The sequence below is a fragment of the Peptoniphilaceae bacterium AMB_02 genome, assembly GCA_036321625.1.
GTDB classification, from domain to species: Bacteria; Bacillota; Clostridia; order Tissierellales; family Peptoniphilaceae; genus Microaceticoccus; species Microaceticoccus formicicus.
The window spans coordinates 892,163-907,370 of the sequence record CP143259.1; the positions used below are offsets into that span (position 1 = coordinate 892,163).

Sequence of the window (15,208 nt, forward strand, 5' to 3'; positions counted from 1 at the left end):
TATGTATGGATGTGAGAGAATGAGTGAAAAAGTATTAATTGTAGGTTTAAAAATGCCGGAGAACAGGCATTCATATGAGGATTCCATGCAGGAACTTGAGGCTTTGGCAGAGAGCGCCGGAGCAGAAGTACTTGGAAGGGTCGATCAATCAGCAGACAGGATAGATTCCAAAACCTTTATCGGAAGTGGTAAAGCTGTAGAGATTGGAGAGTTGGCTGAAAACATGGAGATTGACACGGTTATAATTAACCATGAACTTTCGGGATCCCAGATAAAAAACCTCGAGGATGTAATAGGCAAGAAGATAATCGATAGAACAAATCTTATTTTGGATATATTTGCTCTCAGGGCAAAAAGTGTCGAATCCGTTTTACAAGTTGAGCTTGCTCAAGCCAATTACCGGTTGCCGCGATTAGTCGGTTATAGAAATTACCTAAGTAGAACCGGCGGAGGAATAGGGACAAGAGGTCCCGGGGAACAAAAACTTGAAACGGATAGAAGACATATCAGAAGAGAGATTGCATCAATAAAAGCCAGACTAAAAAAGCAAGTTGATAATAGGGAGATAACGAGAAAACAGAGAAAATCTTCAGAACTTCCCGTCGTGGCTTTATTAGGATATACAAATGCAGGAAAATCGACTATTATGAATCGGTTAATAGAATATACAGGAAGAAGTGCAGATAAAAAAGTATATGCTGATGACAGACTATTTGCAACACTGGACACCAGGCATATACGCATTATGCCTGAAGAACACGAGTCCTTTATACTTGCTGATACCGTAGGACTAATCAGAGATATCCCTGTCAATCTGATAGAGGCTTTTAAAAGTACCTTAGAGGAGATTAAGTATGCAGATTTAATCCTCATAGTTTTAGATGCATCGACAGAAAGCCTGGATAGACAAAAAAGTGCAATAAATGAGACTATTGAAGATTTAAAAATTGGCGGTATACCGATTATTGAGGTCTATAATAAGATGGACCTGGTAGGAGATGATCTTCTTTTAAATTCTAAAAATTCAGAAAATGAAGTAATATATATTTCGGCTCTTGAGGATGCCGGAATAGAAAAACTGCTTCAGAGTATAGATAGTGTATTAAATCAAGATTCGATTGAGGTAGAAATAATTATACCGTATTCTGAACCTGCTTTGATAAATCAAATAATAGAAAAATATAAACCTCAGATAAAAAAATCTGTTGATAATGGAATGCAGATGCGTATAATGATAAACAGAGATGATTATGACAAGCTTGAAAGGTATGTGATATAGTATGTCTGAAAAGTACAAGTCGGTAGATTCCTATGGTGAGGATGAGGTAATAATAGAAAAATCCAGGTTTATCGGGTATTGCAAACCTGTAGAGACAGAGGAAGAAGCGAATGATTTTATTAATGAAATAAAGGAACTGCACAAGACTGCAACTCATAATTGTTATGCATATGTAATAGGAAAGAATGTACAGAGGTTTTCTGATGACGGTGAGCCTTCGCATACTGCAGGAATGCCCATACTGACTACTCTTATGAACGAGGGTCTTACAAATGTTTGTGTGGTTGTTACCAGATACTTTGGCGGTGTGCTACTAGGTAAAGGCGGACTGGTTAGAGCTTACACAACCGGATGTAAAATTGCCTTGGAAAAATCTGTAATTGTAGACAAGATTATGCATTATAGAGTGAAACTAAAGCTGGACTACTCAAATCTTGGGGTAATAGAAAACTATTTAAACAATGCAGAAATTAAAATCCTGGAGAAGGTTTTTTTAGAAGATGTGGATATTATCCTATATATGGATGTAGAAAAATACGATTCTTTTTTAGAAGATATGCTGGAACTTACGAGCGGAAATATCAGTTCTGAAATTATAGATAGTGAATATCTATCAATACTAAATGGCAAAATAATATAGTGAGGAGATAATAATGGCTGGACATAATAAATGGAGTACTATTAAAAACAAAAAAGGCAAAGAAGATGCAAAAAGAGGTAAGGTTTTTACAAAACTTGCCAGGATGATTATCGTCGCTGCAAGAGAGGGAGGAATTGATCCTGAATACAATTCGTCACTTAAAACAGCAATAGAAAAAGCTAAAGCTGAAAATATGCCTAATGACAATATCGAAAGAGCACTGAAAAAAGCTGCCGGAGATGCTGATTCAGATAATTTTGAAGAAGTTATCTATGAAGGATACGGACCTGAAGGAACAGCTGTATTGGTAAGCTGTTTAACTGACAACAGAAATAGAACTGCTGCTGATGTGAGACATGCTTTTGATAAGTACGGCGGAAATCTAGGTCAGACCGGATCTGTTTCATATATGTTTGAAAGAAAAGGTCTTTTGGTTTTAGATGGAGAAAAATTGGATGAAGAGGAATTTATGATGGAGGCTCTGGAAGCAGGAGCTGAGGACTTCACTTCTGAAGACGGTATCTTTGAAGTGGTTACGGCTACAGATGATTTTTCAAGTGCTAGAGATACACTTTCAGCTGCCGGACATGAGTTTTTAAAGGCCGAATTATACTACCTTCCATCTAATTACAATGATATCAATTCAGAAGAAAATATTAAGAATATGGAAAAAATGATTGATGCACTTGAAGACAATGACGATGTACAAGATGTTTATCATAACTGGAATGAACCTGAAAGCGTGGAATAATTGAAGTATGTACTAAGTTTCATAATGTGTTTGTCCTTGTCATTGGTATTATTGTTGACAAGTTTGGACTACTATTCCGGGAATGAGAAATTTTATAAAAATTTTCAAAACAGAAACGATATTGCTAAGGAAGCAGGACTAAGTGTGGAAGCACTGAATACTGTAAATTCCGATCTGATTCAATATCTAAAAACCGGTGAAAATAATTTATTAGAGAAGCATTTTAATACTCGTGAGATAACACATATGGAAGATGTATTCAAGCTTTTTGAACTTGGAAGGACAGTTAGAATTGCACTGGTAGTAATAGCTGCGTTACTTATTGCCTTTTCTATATACAGATATGGGGCAGAGAGTACTTTTAAGACTTCTTCCATTACGATGTTATTTGTTTGGGGTTTGGGAGCGGTTCTGGCTCTATTGATTCTTTCTGATTTTTCAGAAAGTTTCATAAAATTTCATCATATTTTCTTCGATAATGATTTGTGGTTATTAAATCCGGAAACCGATATGATGATCAGGATGCTTCCTCAAAACTTTTTTATGGAGATGGTATATAAAATTCTTATGGGATTCGTTACCGCTTTGGCGTCTGTGCATATTTTGTTTTTCGTAATATTTAATGTAATAAAAAAGAGAGGTTAAAAAATGAGTCCTACAGTTGATAGAGTAGCGTTTACGCTATTTGGAATAGAAATAATGTGGTATGCCGTCCTAATCGGTCTAGGTATGCTGCTAGGAATTTATTTGGCGGAAAGAGATGCAAGGCGTAGAGGAGTAAATCCTGATAATTTAATGGATGTCCTAATTTGGGCACTGCCATTGTCGATAGTTGGAGCAAGACTTTACTATGTAGCTTTTGAATGGAATCAGTTCAAGGACAATCCGATTCAAATTTTAAATATTAGAGGCGGTGGACTTGCAATCTATGGAGGAATTATCGCAGCTTTCCTTACGGCATATATAGTATGCAGAATAAAAAAGATTTCATTTATTGAAATGGCGGACATTACAGTACCTTCGCTTGCATTAGGACAAGCAATAGGAAGATGGGGTAATTTCATAAACCAGGAAGCCCATGGATATCAAACTGATTTGCCTTGGGCGGTGATTATTGATGGTGTGGGTTATCATCCTACATTTTTATATGAATCAATCGGAGATGCAATAATATTTGCTTTTCTGTTTTACTTCGCAAGAAAACGTCAAAAATATATAGGAGAAATATCTGCGATATACCTTGTACTTTATGGCATATTAAGGTTTTTTGTTGAGGGACTTAGAACCGATAGTCTATATTTTATAGGTTTCAGAGTATCTCAATTGGTAAGTATAGCAGGGATAATACTTGGAGTATTTTTATGGTTTTATAGTCGTAACAAATTAAAACTTGAAAATAAAATTAAAAATTAAACCACCACTTACCACCACCAATTCAATAAAAATATAAAAAGTCTTTAAATCGGCTGATTTAAAGACTTTTTTATTTGGAAAATTTATCTGATTAAAGTAAAAAAAGACTTGTATTTATCTTGAATTTGGGGTAATATATATACAAGTGGTAGAAAGTGGTAGAAAGTGGGTAACAATTCCAAAAGAGGATGATTCCATGTTTATAGGTGAATATCAACACAGTATGGATTCAAAGGGTAGAGTTATAATGCCTTCCAAGTTTCGAGAAAGCTTGGGGCCTAGTTTCTATGTCACAAAAGGCATGGAGAATTGTCTTTTTATTTTCGATAATGAAGAGTGGGAAGAACTTGCTACCAGAATAAATTCAATGAACCAACTTAGCAGAAAAGAAGCTAGGGGTTTTGCCAGATTATTTTATGCAGGGGCGAGTAATATAGAACCCGATAAACAAGGTAGGATACTATTGCCTCCAAATCTTAGAGAATACGCAAATATAGATAAGGAAGTTTACATTATAGGAGTAGCAAAACGAATAGAGATATGGTCTAAAGAGAATTGGGAAAATTACAATGACGATGATTTCCTCAATTACGATACTTTAACTGAAAAAATGGCCGATTTGAATATTTAGGAGGTAATTATGTCTTTCAATCATATACCGGTATTGCTAGATGAAACAATTGCCGGCTTAAATATAAAAAGTGACGGTATATACCTGGACTGCACTCTTGGGGGTGGAGGACACTCCTACGAGATTTTAAAGCGACTGGATAAAGGTATGCTTATCGGTCTGGACCAAGATCGTGATGCAATAGAATATGCTTCAAAAAGACTTAGTGAATTTGGAGATGCATTTAAAGCAGTGCATTCAAATTTTGAAAATGCTGTTGATATTTTAAAGGAGCTGGAAGTAGGGAAGGTAGACGGTGTTTTAATGGACATAGGTGTTTCTTCGTATCAGATTGATCAAGGATCAAGAGGTTTCTCATATAGAATGAATGCGCCATTAGATATGCGAATGGATAATAGAAGTAGGTTTTCAGCGAGCTATGTCATAAATGAATACACCAAAGAAGAGTTAGAAGATATTTTCTGGAAGTATGGCGAAGAAAAATGGGGGAGAAGAATTGCTGAGTTCATAGTCGAAGAAAGAAAGGAACGAGCAATCGAAACTACTATGGACTTAGTCGCTATTATAGATAGAGCTGTCCCTGCTTCAGTTCGCTCCAAAGGTGGGCATCCTGCTAAGAGGATTTTCCAGGCAATTAGAATAGAGGTCAATAAAGAGCTGGATGTACTGTCATCTACCATACCGAAAATAGTAAAAATGATTAAACCGGGTGGTAGAATTGCGATAATTACATTCCACTCACTAGAAGATAGAATAGTAAAGAATATATTTAGAGAACTGAATACAGGTTGTATTTGTCCGAGTGATTTTCCTGTTTGTGTATGTAACCACAAAAGATCACTAAAGCTAATCAACCGAAAGCCAATTATTGCGTCGAATAAAGAGCTTAGGCAAAATCCACGTTCAAAATCAGCTAAGCTTAGAATCGCAGAAAAAGTCTAGAGCACTAAAATACATAAGAGCTCAATAGAATGGAAATTTATTTACTTAAAATGTAAGGAGGAGGATCATGGGACTTGCCGTTAGAGAAAGAAATGAAAAGCAGAGCCAAATAAGAAGCAAGCAGATAAAAGTCATCAATGATGTTAATAATTTCAATGAAATGAACAGGAATATAAAAAAATCAAACTTAAAAAAGTTCTTGATCTTCTCTACATTGGGTAGTATAATCATCGTCATGACTATGTTGGTACTGATGCGGTATACAAAAATAACCGAATTGAACAGTCAAGTAAAAGTATTAAATAAAGAAGTAGAAGAATTAAAAACCAAAAGAGATTACTTAATTATCCAATTAGAACCGTATAAAGCAACAGCTAGAATTGAAACATTAGCAAAGATAAACCTGGGTATGGACTATCCTAAATCTCAGCAACATGTTAAAATTGAATCCGGCTATACTGAAGTAAAAACTGCAAATGCAGATACATCGGATACCATTGGAGCTTTTAAATCATTCTTTTCTGCACTCTTTGGTGTTTTTAATGAGGAGTAATTATGAACTTTAATAAAGGATCTAAGAAACCAAACTACAAAAAAAGAGTGAATTCTGTATATGCCATAATTGTTATTATGGCATTAGTTTTTGTGGGAAGACTTTTAAGCCTTCAAATATTTGGAGGCGATGAATACAAACAAAAGGCATTGGAACAAAGGAAATCAGTCGTAGAAATTGCACCTACAAGAGGGAAAATTTACGACTCAAACATGAATCCGCTTGCCATCTCCGTAAAAATTAATACATTATTTATTCTTCCAAAAGAAATAGAAAATAAACAGAGTACTTCCGCATTCCTTGCTGAAGTGCTGGATAAGAGACAAGAGGATTTATTGAGACTTATGGAAGGTGATGAAATGGTTAGGGTTGCCAACAAACTCAGTAATGAGCAGACTGATAAAATAAAGGCGGCCAAAATCAGAGGAGTCTCTATTGCACCTGAAACAAGTAGATTCTATCCGGCAGGCGAATTTGCACCATATGTGCTAGGATTTTTGGATCATCAAAATCATGGTTCTTATGGCGTAGAAAGAAGCTTTGATTCCGAGTTATATGGAAAGAGTGGATTGAATATTGCCTCGGTTTCTCCATTTGGAGACATAATACCATATGAGGACTTCGAAAAACACAATGCCAGAGAAGGGTCGGACATAGTTTTAACTATAGACGATAGGATACAAGAACTTGCGACAAGATTTGCAAAAGAAACCTATGACAAATATAGACCAAAGAAACTAACCATCTTGGTAATGAATCCTAAAGACGGTGATGTACTCGCTCTTGAGAATCTTCCAAAATATGATCCCAATAATCCAAGAAAAGCGAGAACCAGTGAAGAAGAAAATAAATGGAAAGAGTATTCCGAAGAAGAGCTGCTTCAAACATATTTCAATATATGGAGAAGCTTTGCCGTAAATGATATATATGAACCCGGCTCTGTATTTAAGTTTATTACCGCAGCAGCAGCTGTAGAAGAAGGGACTGCAACTGATGACTCTGTGTATCATTGTAATGGTATAGTTACCGATATACCGGGTGTGGTTCTAAAATGTTATAGATGGTACGATCCCCATGGAGAACAAAATCTTGTAGAAGCTATGGACCATTCATGTAATCCGGCATTTATCCAAATGGCTAGGGAATTGGGGCATGAGAAGATGTACAAGTATATAAGGGATTTTGGTTTTGGAAAACCTACCGGAATAAGATTGCCTGCTGAAGCAGAAGGACTGATTCCGGAAGCTGCCAGTGCAATAAATTTACCGCAGCTGGCAACCATGTCTTATGGTCACGGTATAGCTGTAACACCGATACAGATGATATCTGCAATATCTGCTGTAGTTAACGGCGGGAAACTCTATACACCTAGAATCGTAAAAGAAGTTATAGATGTAAACACACAGGAAAAATTAATCGTTCCTCATCAATTTAAAAGACAGGTTATCTCTGAAAAAACTTCAGAAAAAATGAGATATATGATGGAACATGGAGTAGAGCATGGGACTGCCGACGGTGCAAAGATACCGGGTTATAAAATTGGAGGAAAAACCGGTACAAGTGTAAAATTTGTAGACGGAAAGTATGAAAATGAGACTACTGTAGCATCATATATCGGAATTTTCCCTGCGGAAGATCCGGAATTCATAGTCTTAGCCGTGGTAGATGAGCCTCATGGAGCAAGTAGCGGTAATGTAGTGTCTGCACCGCTTGTAAGAAATATAATAAAGGGAATCATAGACCTGAAAGGTTATCTGCCTACTGAGCCTATAGATGAGCATACAGACGGCAATGTGGAAATACCATATGTAGTAGGCATGCCTCTAAGTAGAGCAGTTCAAGTTCTAAAAGACCTTGGATTCCAGCATTTTGTAGTCAATCCAAATATGAATAAAGAGTCCTTGGTATCAAGTCAAGCTCCTGAAGCTGGAGAGTTATTACCATATGGTTCGATAATAGACCTTATGAGTGATGAAACAGGAATGCAGTGGATACAGATGCCGAAATTAGTGGGAATGGATGCTTCAGAAGCCAAGCAGCTGCTAGACAGACTTGGTATCAAATACGCAAGTAATGAAACTGAAGGTGTAATACAAACACAATCTCCATTAGAAGGAACTCTGGTAGATCCTGAATCAACTGTTGAATTTAGTACTGTATCAAATACAGATGACGATAATTCCAGTACTGAATCAAATTCTATAGAAAATGATACTCAGGAAGATAAACCGGAAGATTAGTTAAATAAAAATATTTCAATTAAGTCATTGAAATATATATATGTTATAATACTTTTGGAGGTTTTTTATGGATATTAATAACATAGCAATAACAATTTTAATGTCGATTACGACATCGATTATTCTTGGGAGATTTATTATTCCCATTTTAAGAAAACAGCGTATAGGTCAAAATATTAGAGATGATGGACCACAGTCTCATCTTGCGAAACAGGGTACTCCTACTATGGGGGGAGTTATCATAGGACTTACTTTGATTATCGGTTTGTTTATAGCCAGGGATTTTGATTTACCTTTAATAATAGTCCTTATATCGACTTTTTGTTTTGGTGCAGTAGGTTTTATTGACGACTTTTTAGGACTTATCTTAAAGAGATCAATGGGGCTGGACGCCAAACAAAAGATACTTCTACAAATAGTATTCAGTATTATTATGATGATGCTATTAAAAAGATATAATCCGACGGGTTTTAGTATAATAAGAGTTCCTTTCATCAATTATGATTTGGGTTTGGGTTTATTTGCATATATTTATTTTCCGTTTTTATTAATAGGTACAGTAAATGCTGTAAATCTTACGGATGGACTTGATGGACTCCTCAGCTCAGTCACTGTACCGATACTGCCATTTTTATTTGTAGTTGCCATGGGGTTGGGAATGACAAGCATTCAAAGTTTTATTTTGGTACTGCTTGGCGCAATATTAGGATTCTTAGTATACAACTCAAATAAAGCATCCGTATTTATGGGAGATACCGGTTCGATGACGATTGGTGGAGCAATTGCAGGACTTGCAATTATTACCAATACAACACTATTCCTTCCGATATTTGGAATAATCTATGTAATTGAAGCAGGATCGGTCATTATACAGGTCATCAGCTACAAGACGAGGAATAAGAAACGTGTGTTCCTTATGAGTCCTATACACCATCACTATGAATTGAAAGGACATAATGAACAGAAAATTGTAACTGCATTCACTGTAGTAAGTACTATTGCAGTTTTACTTTCAACAATACTATACTTTTAACGGAGATTCAAAATGATACTACAAGACAAGAAAATACTAATACTTGGTTTTGGTATTACAGGTATTTCTGCAGCTGAAACTCTGCATAAAAAAGCTGCAAAGATTTATGTACAAGATTTTAAGTACGATGAGATAATTAGTAAAAATCCTAGACTAACGGATTTGAATTTGACGGAAATAAAAACTACAGAAGAAATTCTAAAAATAAAGCCAGATTATTGTATTAAAAGTCCGGGCATACATCCTAACAATGAATTTGTAGTAGCTGTTAGGGAGGCCGGTATTCCACTGATGTCCGATTTAGAGTTGGTCTATCAACTATATGGAGATAGAAAGATTATTGCAATAACCGGAACCAATGGTAAGACCACGACAACAGCTTTGGTAGGAGAGATTATAAACAGTTCTAAACATAAGGCACATATCGCAGGCAATATCGGCATAGGCATGTTACCTGTTTTTGAAAATAATCGTCCTGACGACTTTTATATTATTGAATGTTCGAGTTTTCAACTTGAAGATACTGTTGACTTTAGAGCAAACATAGCGGGTATTATCAATATAACCCCTGATCACTTGGATTGGCATGGCAGTTATGATGCATATAAAGAATCAAAACTAAAAATTTTAAAGAATGCTGATAAAAATGATGTAGTAGTTTTAAACTATGACGATAAGTACTTGAAAGATTTGAATATAGAAACTGATGCAAAGGTACTATATGTAAGCAAAGAAAATGAAATCGATGGAATTTTTGTCAAAGATGGAAAAATTATTAATAATGAAGATGATTCCTGCGTCATGGAAGTCAAAGAAATTCCCCTATTAGGGAAACACAATTTAGAAAATGTGCTAATGGCTATCGGAATTTGTACAAGTGCGGGAATTGATAAAAGTACAATCAGAAACGCTGTAAATAACTTCAAAGGAGTAGAACATAGGATTGAATTTGTACGAGAAGTACAAGGTACAAAATACTATAATGACTCCAAGGGAACCAACGTAGATGCAACGATTAACGCACTAAATGCATTTGAAAGTAAAATTATACTCATTGCAGGCGGATATGATAAAAAAATAGAATTTGATGAACTGATAGAGAATTTTAATAATAAGGTAAAAGCCCTGGTTTTAATGGGGGAAACTGCAGAGAAGATAAAAAGTGCAGCATTAAATGCAGGTTATGAGAATATTTTTATCGTAGATAATATGATGTCAGCGGTTAAAAAGTGTCAAGAGCTTTCTAAGCCTGGTGATTCTGTTTTATTGTCTCCTGCTTGTGCCAGTTGGGGAATGTATAACAATTTTGAAGAGCGTGGGGTAGATTTTAAAAATAATGTTAAAGCGCTGTAATCTTTAACGATTCGGGTGATTTTATGCAAAAGACAAAATTAGATATAAAACTACTGACCATAGTCATCATACTGCTCGCAATAGGAGTGGTTATGGTATACAGCTCCAGTTGGCCTTATGCAATAGATATAGGTCAAAAACCGTATTATTTTGCACAAAGACAATTGTTTTATGCGCTCTTAGGATTTGTTATTATGATTGGGGCTTCTTTTATTGATTATAAAATATACAGGAAATTGGTCTTAATTTTGTACCCCGGAGCATTATTATTATGTTTACTGCTATTCACACCGCTTGGAAAATCTTATGATACTTTTGCAAGAAGGTGGCTCGCTGTCGGACCTATAAGTTTCATGCCTTCAGATTTTATGAAGGTAGCTTCGATTATGCTGATGGCATTGTTTTTAACTTTAAAAAAGAACAGCAAAAATGATTTTAAAACCGGTTTTTTGGTTGTAATAGCCATAATTGGTCTATCGGTTTTACCCGTATATTTACAACCTAATCTATCAACGACAATTACCATAACTCTTGCATTGGGCGCGATGTACTTATTGAGTGGGATGAACTTAAGATATTTTCTTGTGATTATTCCAGTTGCAATTGCTGGCGGATTTATGCTATTTGTAGGTGAGAAAAATGCCTATAGGATTGAGAGGATAAAAATTTTTCTAAACCCTCTAAATGATTATTTAGACAAGGGTTGGCAGCTCTCACAAGCATTATTTGCAGTGAGCAGTGGAGGATTTTTCGGTTTAGGACTTGGTAAAAGCAGACAGAAGTACCTATACCTGTCTGAATCACACAATGACTTTATTTTTGCAATTATAGCTGAAGAATTGGGTTTTTTAGGATCTCTATTTATAATTTTCATGTTTTTAATGTTCATTAAAAGGGGTCTTGAAATATCGGTAGAATGCGGCGATGAATTCGGAAGATTGTTAGCTGCGGGTATCACTATGATAATTGGACTTCAAGCTTTAATTAATATGGGCGTATCTTTTGGATTAATTCCTCCGACCGGCTTGGTTTTACCTTTTGTAAGTTATGGTGGAACTTCACTGGTAGTTACAATGGGGATGGTGGGAATTCTATTAAACATATCTAAATTCAAGACAAAGAGAAGGTGACAATATGAAACTGATAATAAGTGGTGGAGGAACCGGTGGTCATATTTATCCTGCAGTTGCAATACTGGAGGAGATAAGACGAAGAGATCCGAGTTCCGAAATCCTTTATATAGGTACTGCTGATTCCATGGAAGAAAAAATTGCTAAAAAACTGGGTCTTCGATTTGGAAGCAATAAGAGTTAAAGGACTTCCAAGGAGACTAAATAAAAAATCATTTATTGCCTTAAAAGAGTTGTTAATAGGGCTAAGACAGGCAGGAAAATTGATAGATAGTTTTAAACCCGATTTGGTAATTGGTACCGGAGGATTCGTAAGCGGTCCTGTATTGTTTCGTGCAGCAATAAAGGGCTACAAGACTATGATTCATGAGCAAAACAGCCTTCCCGGACTTACCAATAGAATCCTATCCAGATTTGTTAATACTGTTGCTGTTACATATGAAAGCTCAAAGACTTATTTCAAGCATCCTGATAGAGTAAGAGTAACAGGTAATCCAATCAGAGCTGCATTGGATAGAATTACAAAATCTGAAGCTTCTTATAATAAATACAGTCTAAATTCAGATAAACCCGTTGTATTTTCTTTTGGAGGAAGTAATGGCTCAGAGGAACTGAATGATGCCATTGCACAAATGATAATTGAAAAATCGGGAAATTTAAATTTCCAACTACTCCATGCGACGGGAGAAAATCATTATAAGAGTTTTTGTGAAAAGATAAATGTGGCTGATATGGACGGTATAAGAATTGAACCGTATATACACGATATTAGCAAAGCTTATGATATTTCAGATTTGACAATTGCCAGTTCGGGAGCTATAACTCTAGCAGAGATTTCGCTACTTGGATTGCCTAGCATATTGATACCTAAAGCATATACTACCGAAAATCACCAGGAGTATAATGCGAGATTGTATGTGGAAATTGGTGCCAGTGAAATGATACTTGAGGATGATTTAAATTCAGAAGTATTGTATAATAAAATAGAAGATATACTTAAAGATGAGAATACATTGGCGATAATGGGAGAAAATGCCAGAAAATTAGGAAATCCCGATGCAACGTCAGATATTGCCGATTTAGCATTTTCGCTTATTAAATAAGAGGGTGGACTCGTATGTTTAAGAAGAAAAAATATGATGAAAGTGATTTGTCAAATAGAAAAATACGTGATGAACATGTAGCAGATAAAAAAAGGAAACCCAGATCCTTTTTATGGATTATGGGGACTTCAGTTCTGTTAATAGCAGGACTCATCCTTATAGGATTGTACTTAGGTTATACTCATCCCTATTTTACTATTGACAATATTATAGTCAGTGGGAATAAACTGGTTACTGACGAACAGATAATAGAAGCTGCTGCCGTAGCCAAGAATCAAAACATCCTTAAATTGGATGCATCTACAGTAAGTGCAAAAGTCGAGGCACTTGATAATATATCAAATGTCAAGACTACTAAGATACTTCCCGACACTCTAAAAATTACACTGTCCGAGTCAAGTGATTTTGGTTATATTCATGTTGATAAAGGTTATTTAATAGTAACCGGAGATATGAATATAAATAGACATGAACCTCAACTAAAAGAAGAGGACAAAAATAAACTAATAAAGATATCAAATGCGTCATATTCAACTCTTGCAATTGGTTATAAAGTATCAGAAGATAAAAACGAGTTGGAATTCATAAAAAAACTTATTGACCAGGAATTGGTAAATGTAACTAGAGAAATTGACTTTGGCAACAAAATCAAGGATTTAAAGATGAAAGTAAATCAAGATACAATAATAGATTTTGGAAAGATTGATGATTTGGACTACAAATTTTCGTTGATTGAAAAAATCATGGTTGACTTGAAGTCCAAAGGTATTAAATCGAAAGAAATCATATTAAATGGCACTTCAAACCCCGTAATAGTCACGGATTAATAACTTCGTATTTTAAATACAAGATGTTTATATTCGATTTCGTTTAGCTGAAAAGATGGCTAAATTTAAACAAAGAGCCCAATGTATTATAAATACAACAAAATCGACAAAAAGCCTGTTTATAGCGATAAAACAGGCTTTTTTAGTGTTTTTTAGGTTTTCAAATTGGAAATGAAAAAAATATTCTGATATAATCTTCAATGTAAAGTAAAAAACGAATATTTTAGATATTGGATCGAGAGGGAGTGTGAACATGACAATGTTTGATATGGAAGTTTATTCTAATGATTTGGCAAAAATTAAAGTAATAGGCGTAGGTGGCGGTGGAAACAATGCACTGCAAAGAATGATTTCGAGTGGTTTAAAAGGTGTAGAGTTTGTAGTTGTCAACACAGACAAACAAGTGTTGGATTCGTCAAATGCAGATGTAAGATTACAAATAGGTACCAAACTTACCAGAGGATTAGGTGCAGGTGGTGACCCTTCAGTAGGAGCAAAGGCAGCTGAAGAAAGTAAGAATGAAATAGCTGATGTACTAAATGGTTCCGACATGGTATTTATAACAGCAGGAATGGGTGGAGGTACCGGTACAGGAGCAGCACCTGTTGTTGCAGAGGTAGCAAAAGAACTTGGCATACTTACTGTGGGAATTGTTACAAAACCATTTTCTTTTGAAGGTAGAAAAAGACAAATACAAGCTGAACAAGGCGTGGAACTATTAAAAGAGAAGGTCGACACATTGGTTACTATACCTAATGACAGACTTTTACAAATTGCTGAGAAGAGAACTACTATGGTTGAAGCTTTCGAGATGGCCGATGAAGTTCTTATGCATGGTATCCAAGGTATATCTGACTTAATAGCAGTACCGAATCTAATCAACCTTGACTTCGCAGATGTTAAGTCTATAATGTACAATCAAGGAATTGCACATATGGGAATAGGAACTGCAAGTGGAGAAAATAGGGCTGTTGAAGCTGCTAAGACTGCTATAAAGAGTCCGCTTCTTGAAACTTCAATTGACGGAGCAAAATCTGTACTAATAAATGTTACAGGCTCAGAGCTTGGTATTTTTGAAATCAACGAAGCAGCAGATCTTATTCGAGAATCAGTAGACAAAGATGCTAATATAATCTTTGGTGCAGGAATCGATGAATCATTGAAAGACGATATTAAGATAACAGTTATTGCTACGGGATTTGATCCTGAGAAACCTGTGGTAAATACTACAAAAGAAGCTAAAAAAGAAGCAGAAAGTGATAATGATATAGATATTCCAACATTTTTAAAAAGACGAGAATTTTAGGTGAATT

Annotated in this window: 16 protein-coding genes; all 16 read left to right on the plus strand. The window is 35.4% G+C overall.

Features of this window, described 5'->3' with window-relative positions:
• Positions 1 to 19 precede the first annotated feature (19 nt).
• The 16 genes from hflX (at position 20) to ftsZ (ending at position 15,201) form a co-directional block, all read left to right on the plus strand.
• Positions 20 to 1,279 carry a GTPase HflX gene (gene hflX / locus VZL98_04280; GenBank protein WVH64165.1) on the plus strand — a complete coding sequence of 420 codons (1,260 nt, stop codon included), beginning with the start codon at positions 20 to 22 and terminating at the stop codon, positions 1,277 to 1,279.
• Position 1,280: 1 nt separating this feature from the next.
• On the plus strand, positions 1,281 to 1,919 hold the full coding sequence (locus tag VZL98_04285; protein ID WVH64166.1) for a YigZ family protein: 639 nt from the start codon (positions 1,281 to 1,283) through the stop codon (positions 1,917 to 1,919).
• Between the two features lie 13 nt (positions 1,920 to 1,932).
• On the plus strand, positions 1,933 to 2,670 hold the full coding sequence (locus VZL98_04290; GenBank protein WVH64167.1) for a YebC/PmpR family DNA-binding transcriptional regulator: 738 nt from the start codon (positions 1,933 to 1,935) through the stop codon (positions 2,668 to 2,670).
• Positions 2,671 to 3,315, plus strand: coding sequence for a TIGR01906 family membrane protein (locus tag VZL98_04295; GenBank protein WVH64168.1), 645 nt, complete (start codon positions 2,671 to 2,673; stop codon positions 3,313 to 3,315).
• A gap of 3 nt (positions 3,316 to 3,318) precedes the next feature.
• The gene (gene lgt / locus VZL98_04300) at positions 3,319 to 4,083 is read left to right on the plus strand and encodes a prolipoprotein diacylglyceryl transferase (protein WVH64169.1); all 765 of its coding nucleotides are present in this window, start codon (positions 3,319 to 3,321) and stop codon (positions 4,081 to 4,083) included.
• Positions 4,084 to 4,279: 196 nt separating this feature from the next.
• Positions 4,280 to 4,714 carry a division/cell wall cluster transcriptional repressor MraZ gene (gene mraZ / locus VZL98_04305; protein WVH64536.1) on the plus strand — a complete coding sequence of 145 codons (435 nt, stop codon included), beginning with the start codon at positions 4,280 to 4,282 and terminating at the stop codon, positions 4,712 to 4,714.
• Positions 4,715 to 4,723: 9 nt separating this feature from the next.
• The gene (rsmH, locus tag VZL98_04310; GenBank protein WVH64170.1) at positions 4,724 to 5,656 is read left to right on the plus strand and encodes a 16S rRNA (cytosine(1402)-N(4))-methyltransferase RsmH; all 933 of its coding nucleotides are present in this window, start codon (positions 4,724 to 4,726) and stop codon (positions 5,654 to 5,656) included.
• Between the two features lie 67 nt (positions 5,657 to 5,723).
• The gene (locus VZL98_04315) at positions 5,724 to 6,209 is read left to right on the plus strand and encodes a cell division protein FtsL (protein WVH64171.1); all 486 of its coding nucleotides are present in this window, start codon (positions 5,724 to 5,726) and stop codon (positions 6,207 to 6,209) included.
• 2 nt (positions 6,210 to 6,211) lie between these two features.
• On the plus strand, positions 6,212 to 8,449 hold the full coding sequence (locus tag VZL98_04320) for a penicillin-binding transpeptidase domain-containing protein (protein ID WVH64172.1): 2,238 nt from the start codon (positions 6,212 to 6,214) through the stop codon (positions 8,447 to 8,449).
• A 67-nt stretch (positions 8,450 to 8,516) separates the two neighbouring features.
• Positions 8,517 to 9,482, plus strand: coding sequence for a phospho-N-acetylmuramoyl-pentapeptide-transferase (gene mraY, locus VZL98_04325; GenBank protein WVH64173.1), 966 nt, complete (start codon positions 8,517 to 8,519; stop codon positions 9,480 to 9,482).
• 12 nt (positions 9,483 to 9,494) lie between these two features.
• A complete protein-coding gene (murD, locus tag VZL98_04330) occupies positions 9,495 to 10,835 on the plus strand; it encodes a UDP-N-acetylmuramoyl-L-alanine--D-glutamate ligase (GenBank protein ID WVH64174.1) in 1,341 nt (446 codons plus the stop codon).
• Between the two features lie 23 nt (positions 10,836 to 10,858).
• Positions 10,859 to 11,965 (plus strand): putative lipid II flippase FtsW, encoded by a 1,107-nt coding sequence (gene ftsW / locus VZL98_04335; GenBank protein WVH64175.1) that lies wholly within the window; start codon positions 10,859 to 10,861, stop codon positions 11,963 to 11,965.
• 4 nt (positions 11,966 to 11,969) lie between these two features.
• Positions 11,970 to 12,149 carry a glycosyltransferase gene (locus VZL98_04340; protein ID WVH64176.1) on the plus strand — a complete coding sequence of 60 codons (180 nt, stop codon included), beginning with the start codon at positions 11,970 to 11,972 and terminating at the stop codon, positions 12,147 to 12,149.
• Positions 12,106 to 13,068, plus strand: coding sequence for a UDP-N-acetylglucosamine--N-acetylmuramyl-(pentapeptide) pyrophosphoryl-undecaprenol N-acetylglucosamine transferase (locus VZL98_04345; GenBank protein ID WVH64177.1), 963 nt, complete (start codon positions 12,106 to 12,108; stop codon positions 13,066 to 13,068). The genes VZL98_04340 and VZL98_04345 overlap by 44 nt, the downstream gene beginning before the upstream one ends.
• 14 nt (positions 13,069 to 13,082) lie before the next feature.
• Positions 13,083 to 13,895: an FtsQ-type POTRA domain-containing protein gene (locus tag VZL98_04350; protein ID WVH64178.1), complete on the plus strand. Its 813-nt coding sequence runs from the start codon at positions 13,083 to 13,085 to the stop codon at positions 13,893 to 13,895.
• A 253-nt stretch (positions 13,896 to 14,148) separates the two neighbouring features.
• Positions 14,149 to 15,201 (plus strand): cell division protein FtsZ, encoded by a 1,053-nt coding sequence (gene ftsZ, locus VZL98_04355; GenBank protein ID WVH64179.1) that lies wholly within the window; start codon positions 14,149 to 14,151, stop codon positions 15,199 to 15,201.
• Positions 15,202 to 15,208: the final 7 nt, after the last annotated feature.

Coding starts and splice junctions, on each gene's coding strand:
- hflX (WVH64165.1), top strand. CDS start 20: ATGAGTGAAAAAGTATTAATTGTAGGTTTAAAAATGCCGGAGAACAGG.
- VZL98_04285 (WVH64166.1), top strand. CDS start 1,281: ATGTCTGAAAAGTACAAGTCGGTAGATTCCTATGGTGAGGATGAGGTA.
- VZL98_04290 (WVH64167.1), top strand. CDS start 1,933: ATGGCTGGACATAATAAATGGAGTACTATTAAAAACAAAAAAGGCAAA.
- lgt (WVH64169.1), top strand. CDS start 3,319: ATGAGTCCTACAGTTGATAGAGTAGCGTTTACGCTATTTGGAATAGAA.
- mraZ (WVH64536.1), top strand. CDS start 4,280: ATGTTTATAGGTGAATATCAACACAGTATGGATTCAAAGGGTAGAGTT.
- rsmH (WVH64170.1), top strand. CDS start 4,724: ATGTCTTTCAATCATATACCGGTATTGCTAGATGAAACAATTGCCGGC.
- VZL98_04315 (WVH64171.1), top strand. CDS start 5,724: ATGGGACTTGCCGTTAGAGAAAGAAATGAAAAGCAGAGCCAAATAAGA.
- VZL98_04320 (WVH64172.1), top strand. CDS start 6,212: ATGAACTTTAATAAAGGATCTAAGAAACCAAACTACAAAAAAAGAGTG.
- mraY (WVH64173.1), top strand. CDS start 8,517: ATGGATATTAATAACATAGCAATAACAATTTTAATGTCGATTACGACA.
- murD (WVH64174.1), top strand. CDS start 9,495: ATGATACTACAAGACAAGAAAATACTAATACTTGGTTTTGGTATTACA.
- ftsW (WVH64175.1), top strand. CDS start 10,859: ATGCAAAAGACAAAATTAGATATAAAACTACTGACCATAGTCATCATA.
- VZL98_04340 (WVH64176.1), top strand. CDS start 11,970: ATGAAACTGATAATAAGTGGTGGAGGAACCGGTGGTCATATTTATCCT.
- VZL98_04350 (WVH64178.1), top strand. CDS start 13,083: ATGTTTAAGAAGAAAAAATATGATGAAAGTGATTTGTCAAATAGAAAA.
- ftsZ (WVH64179.1), top strand. CDS start 14,149: ATGACAATGTTTGATATGGAAGTTTATTCTAATGATTTGGCAAAAATT.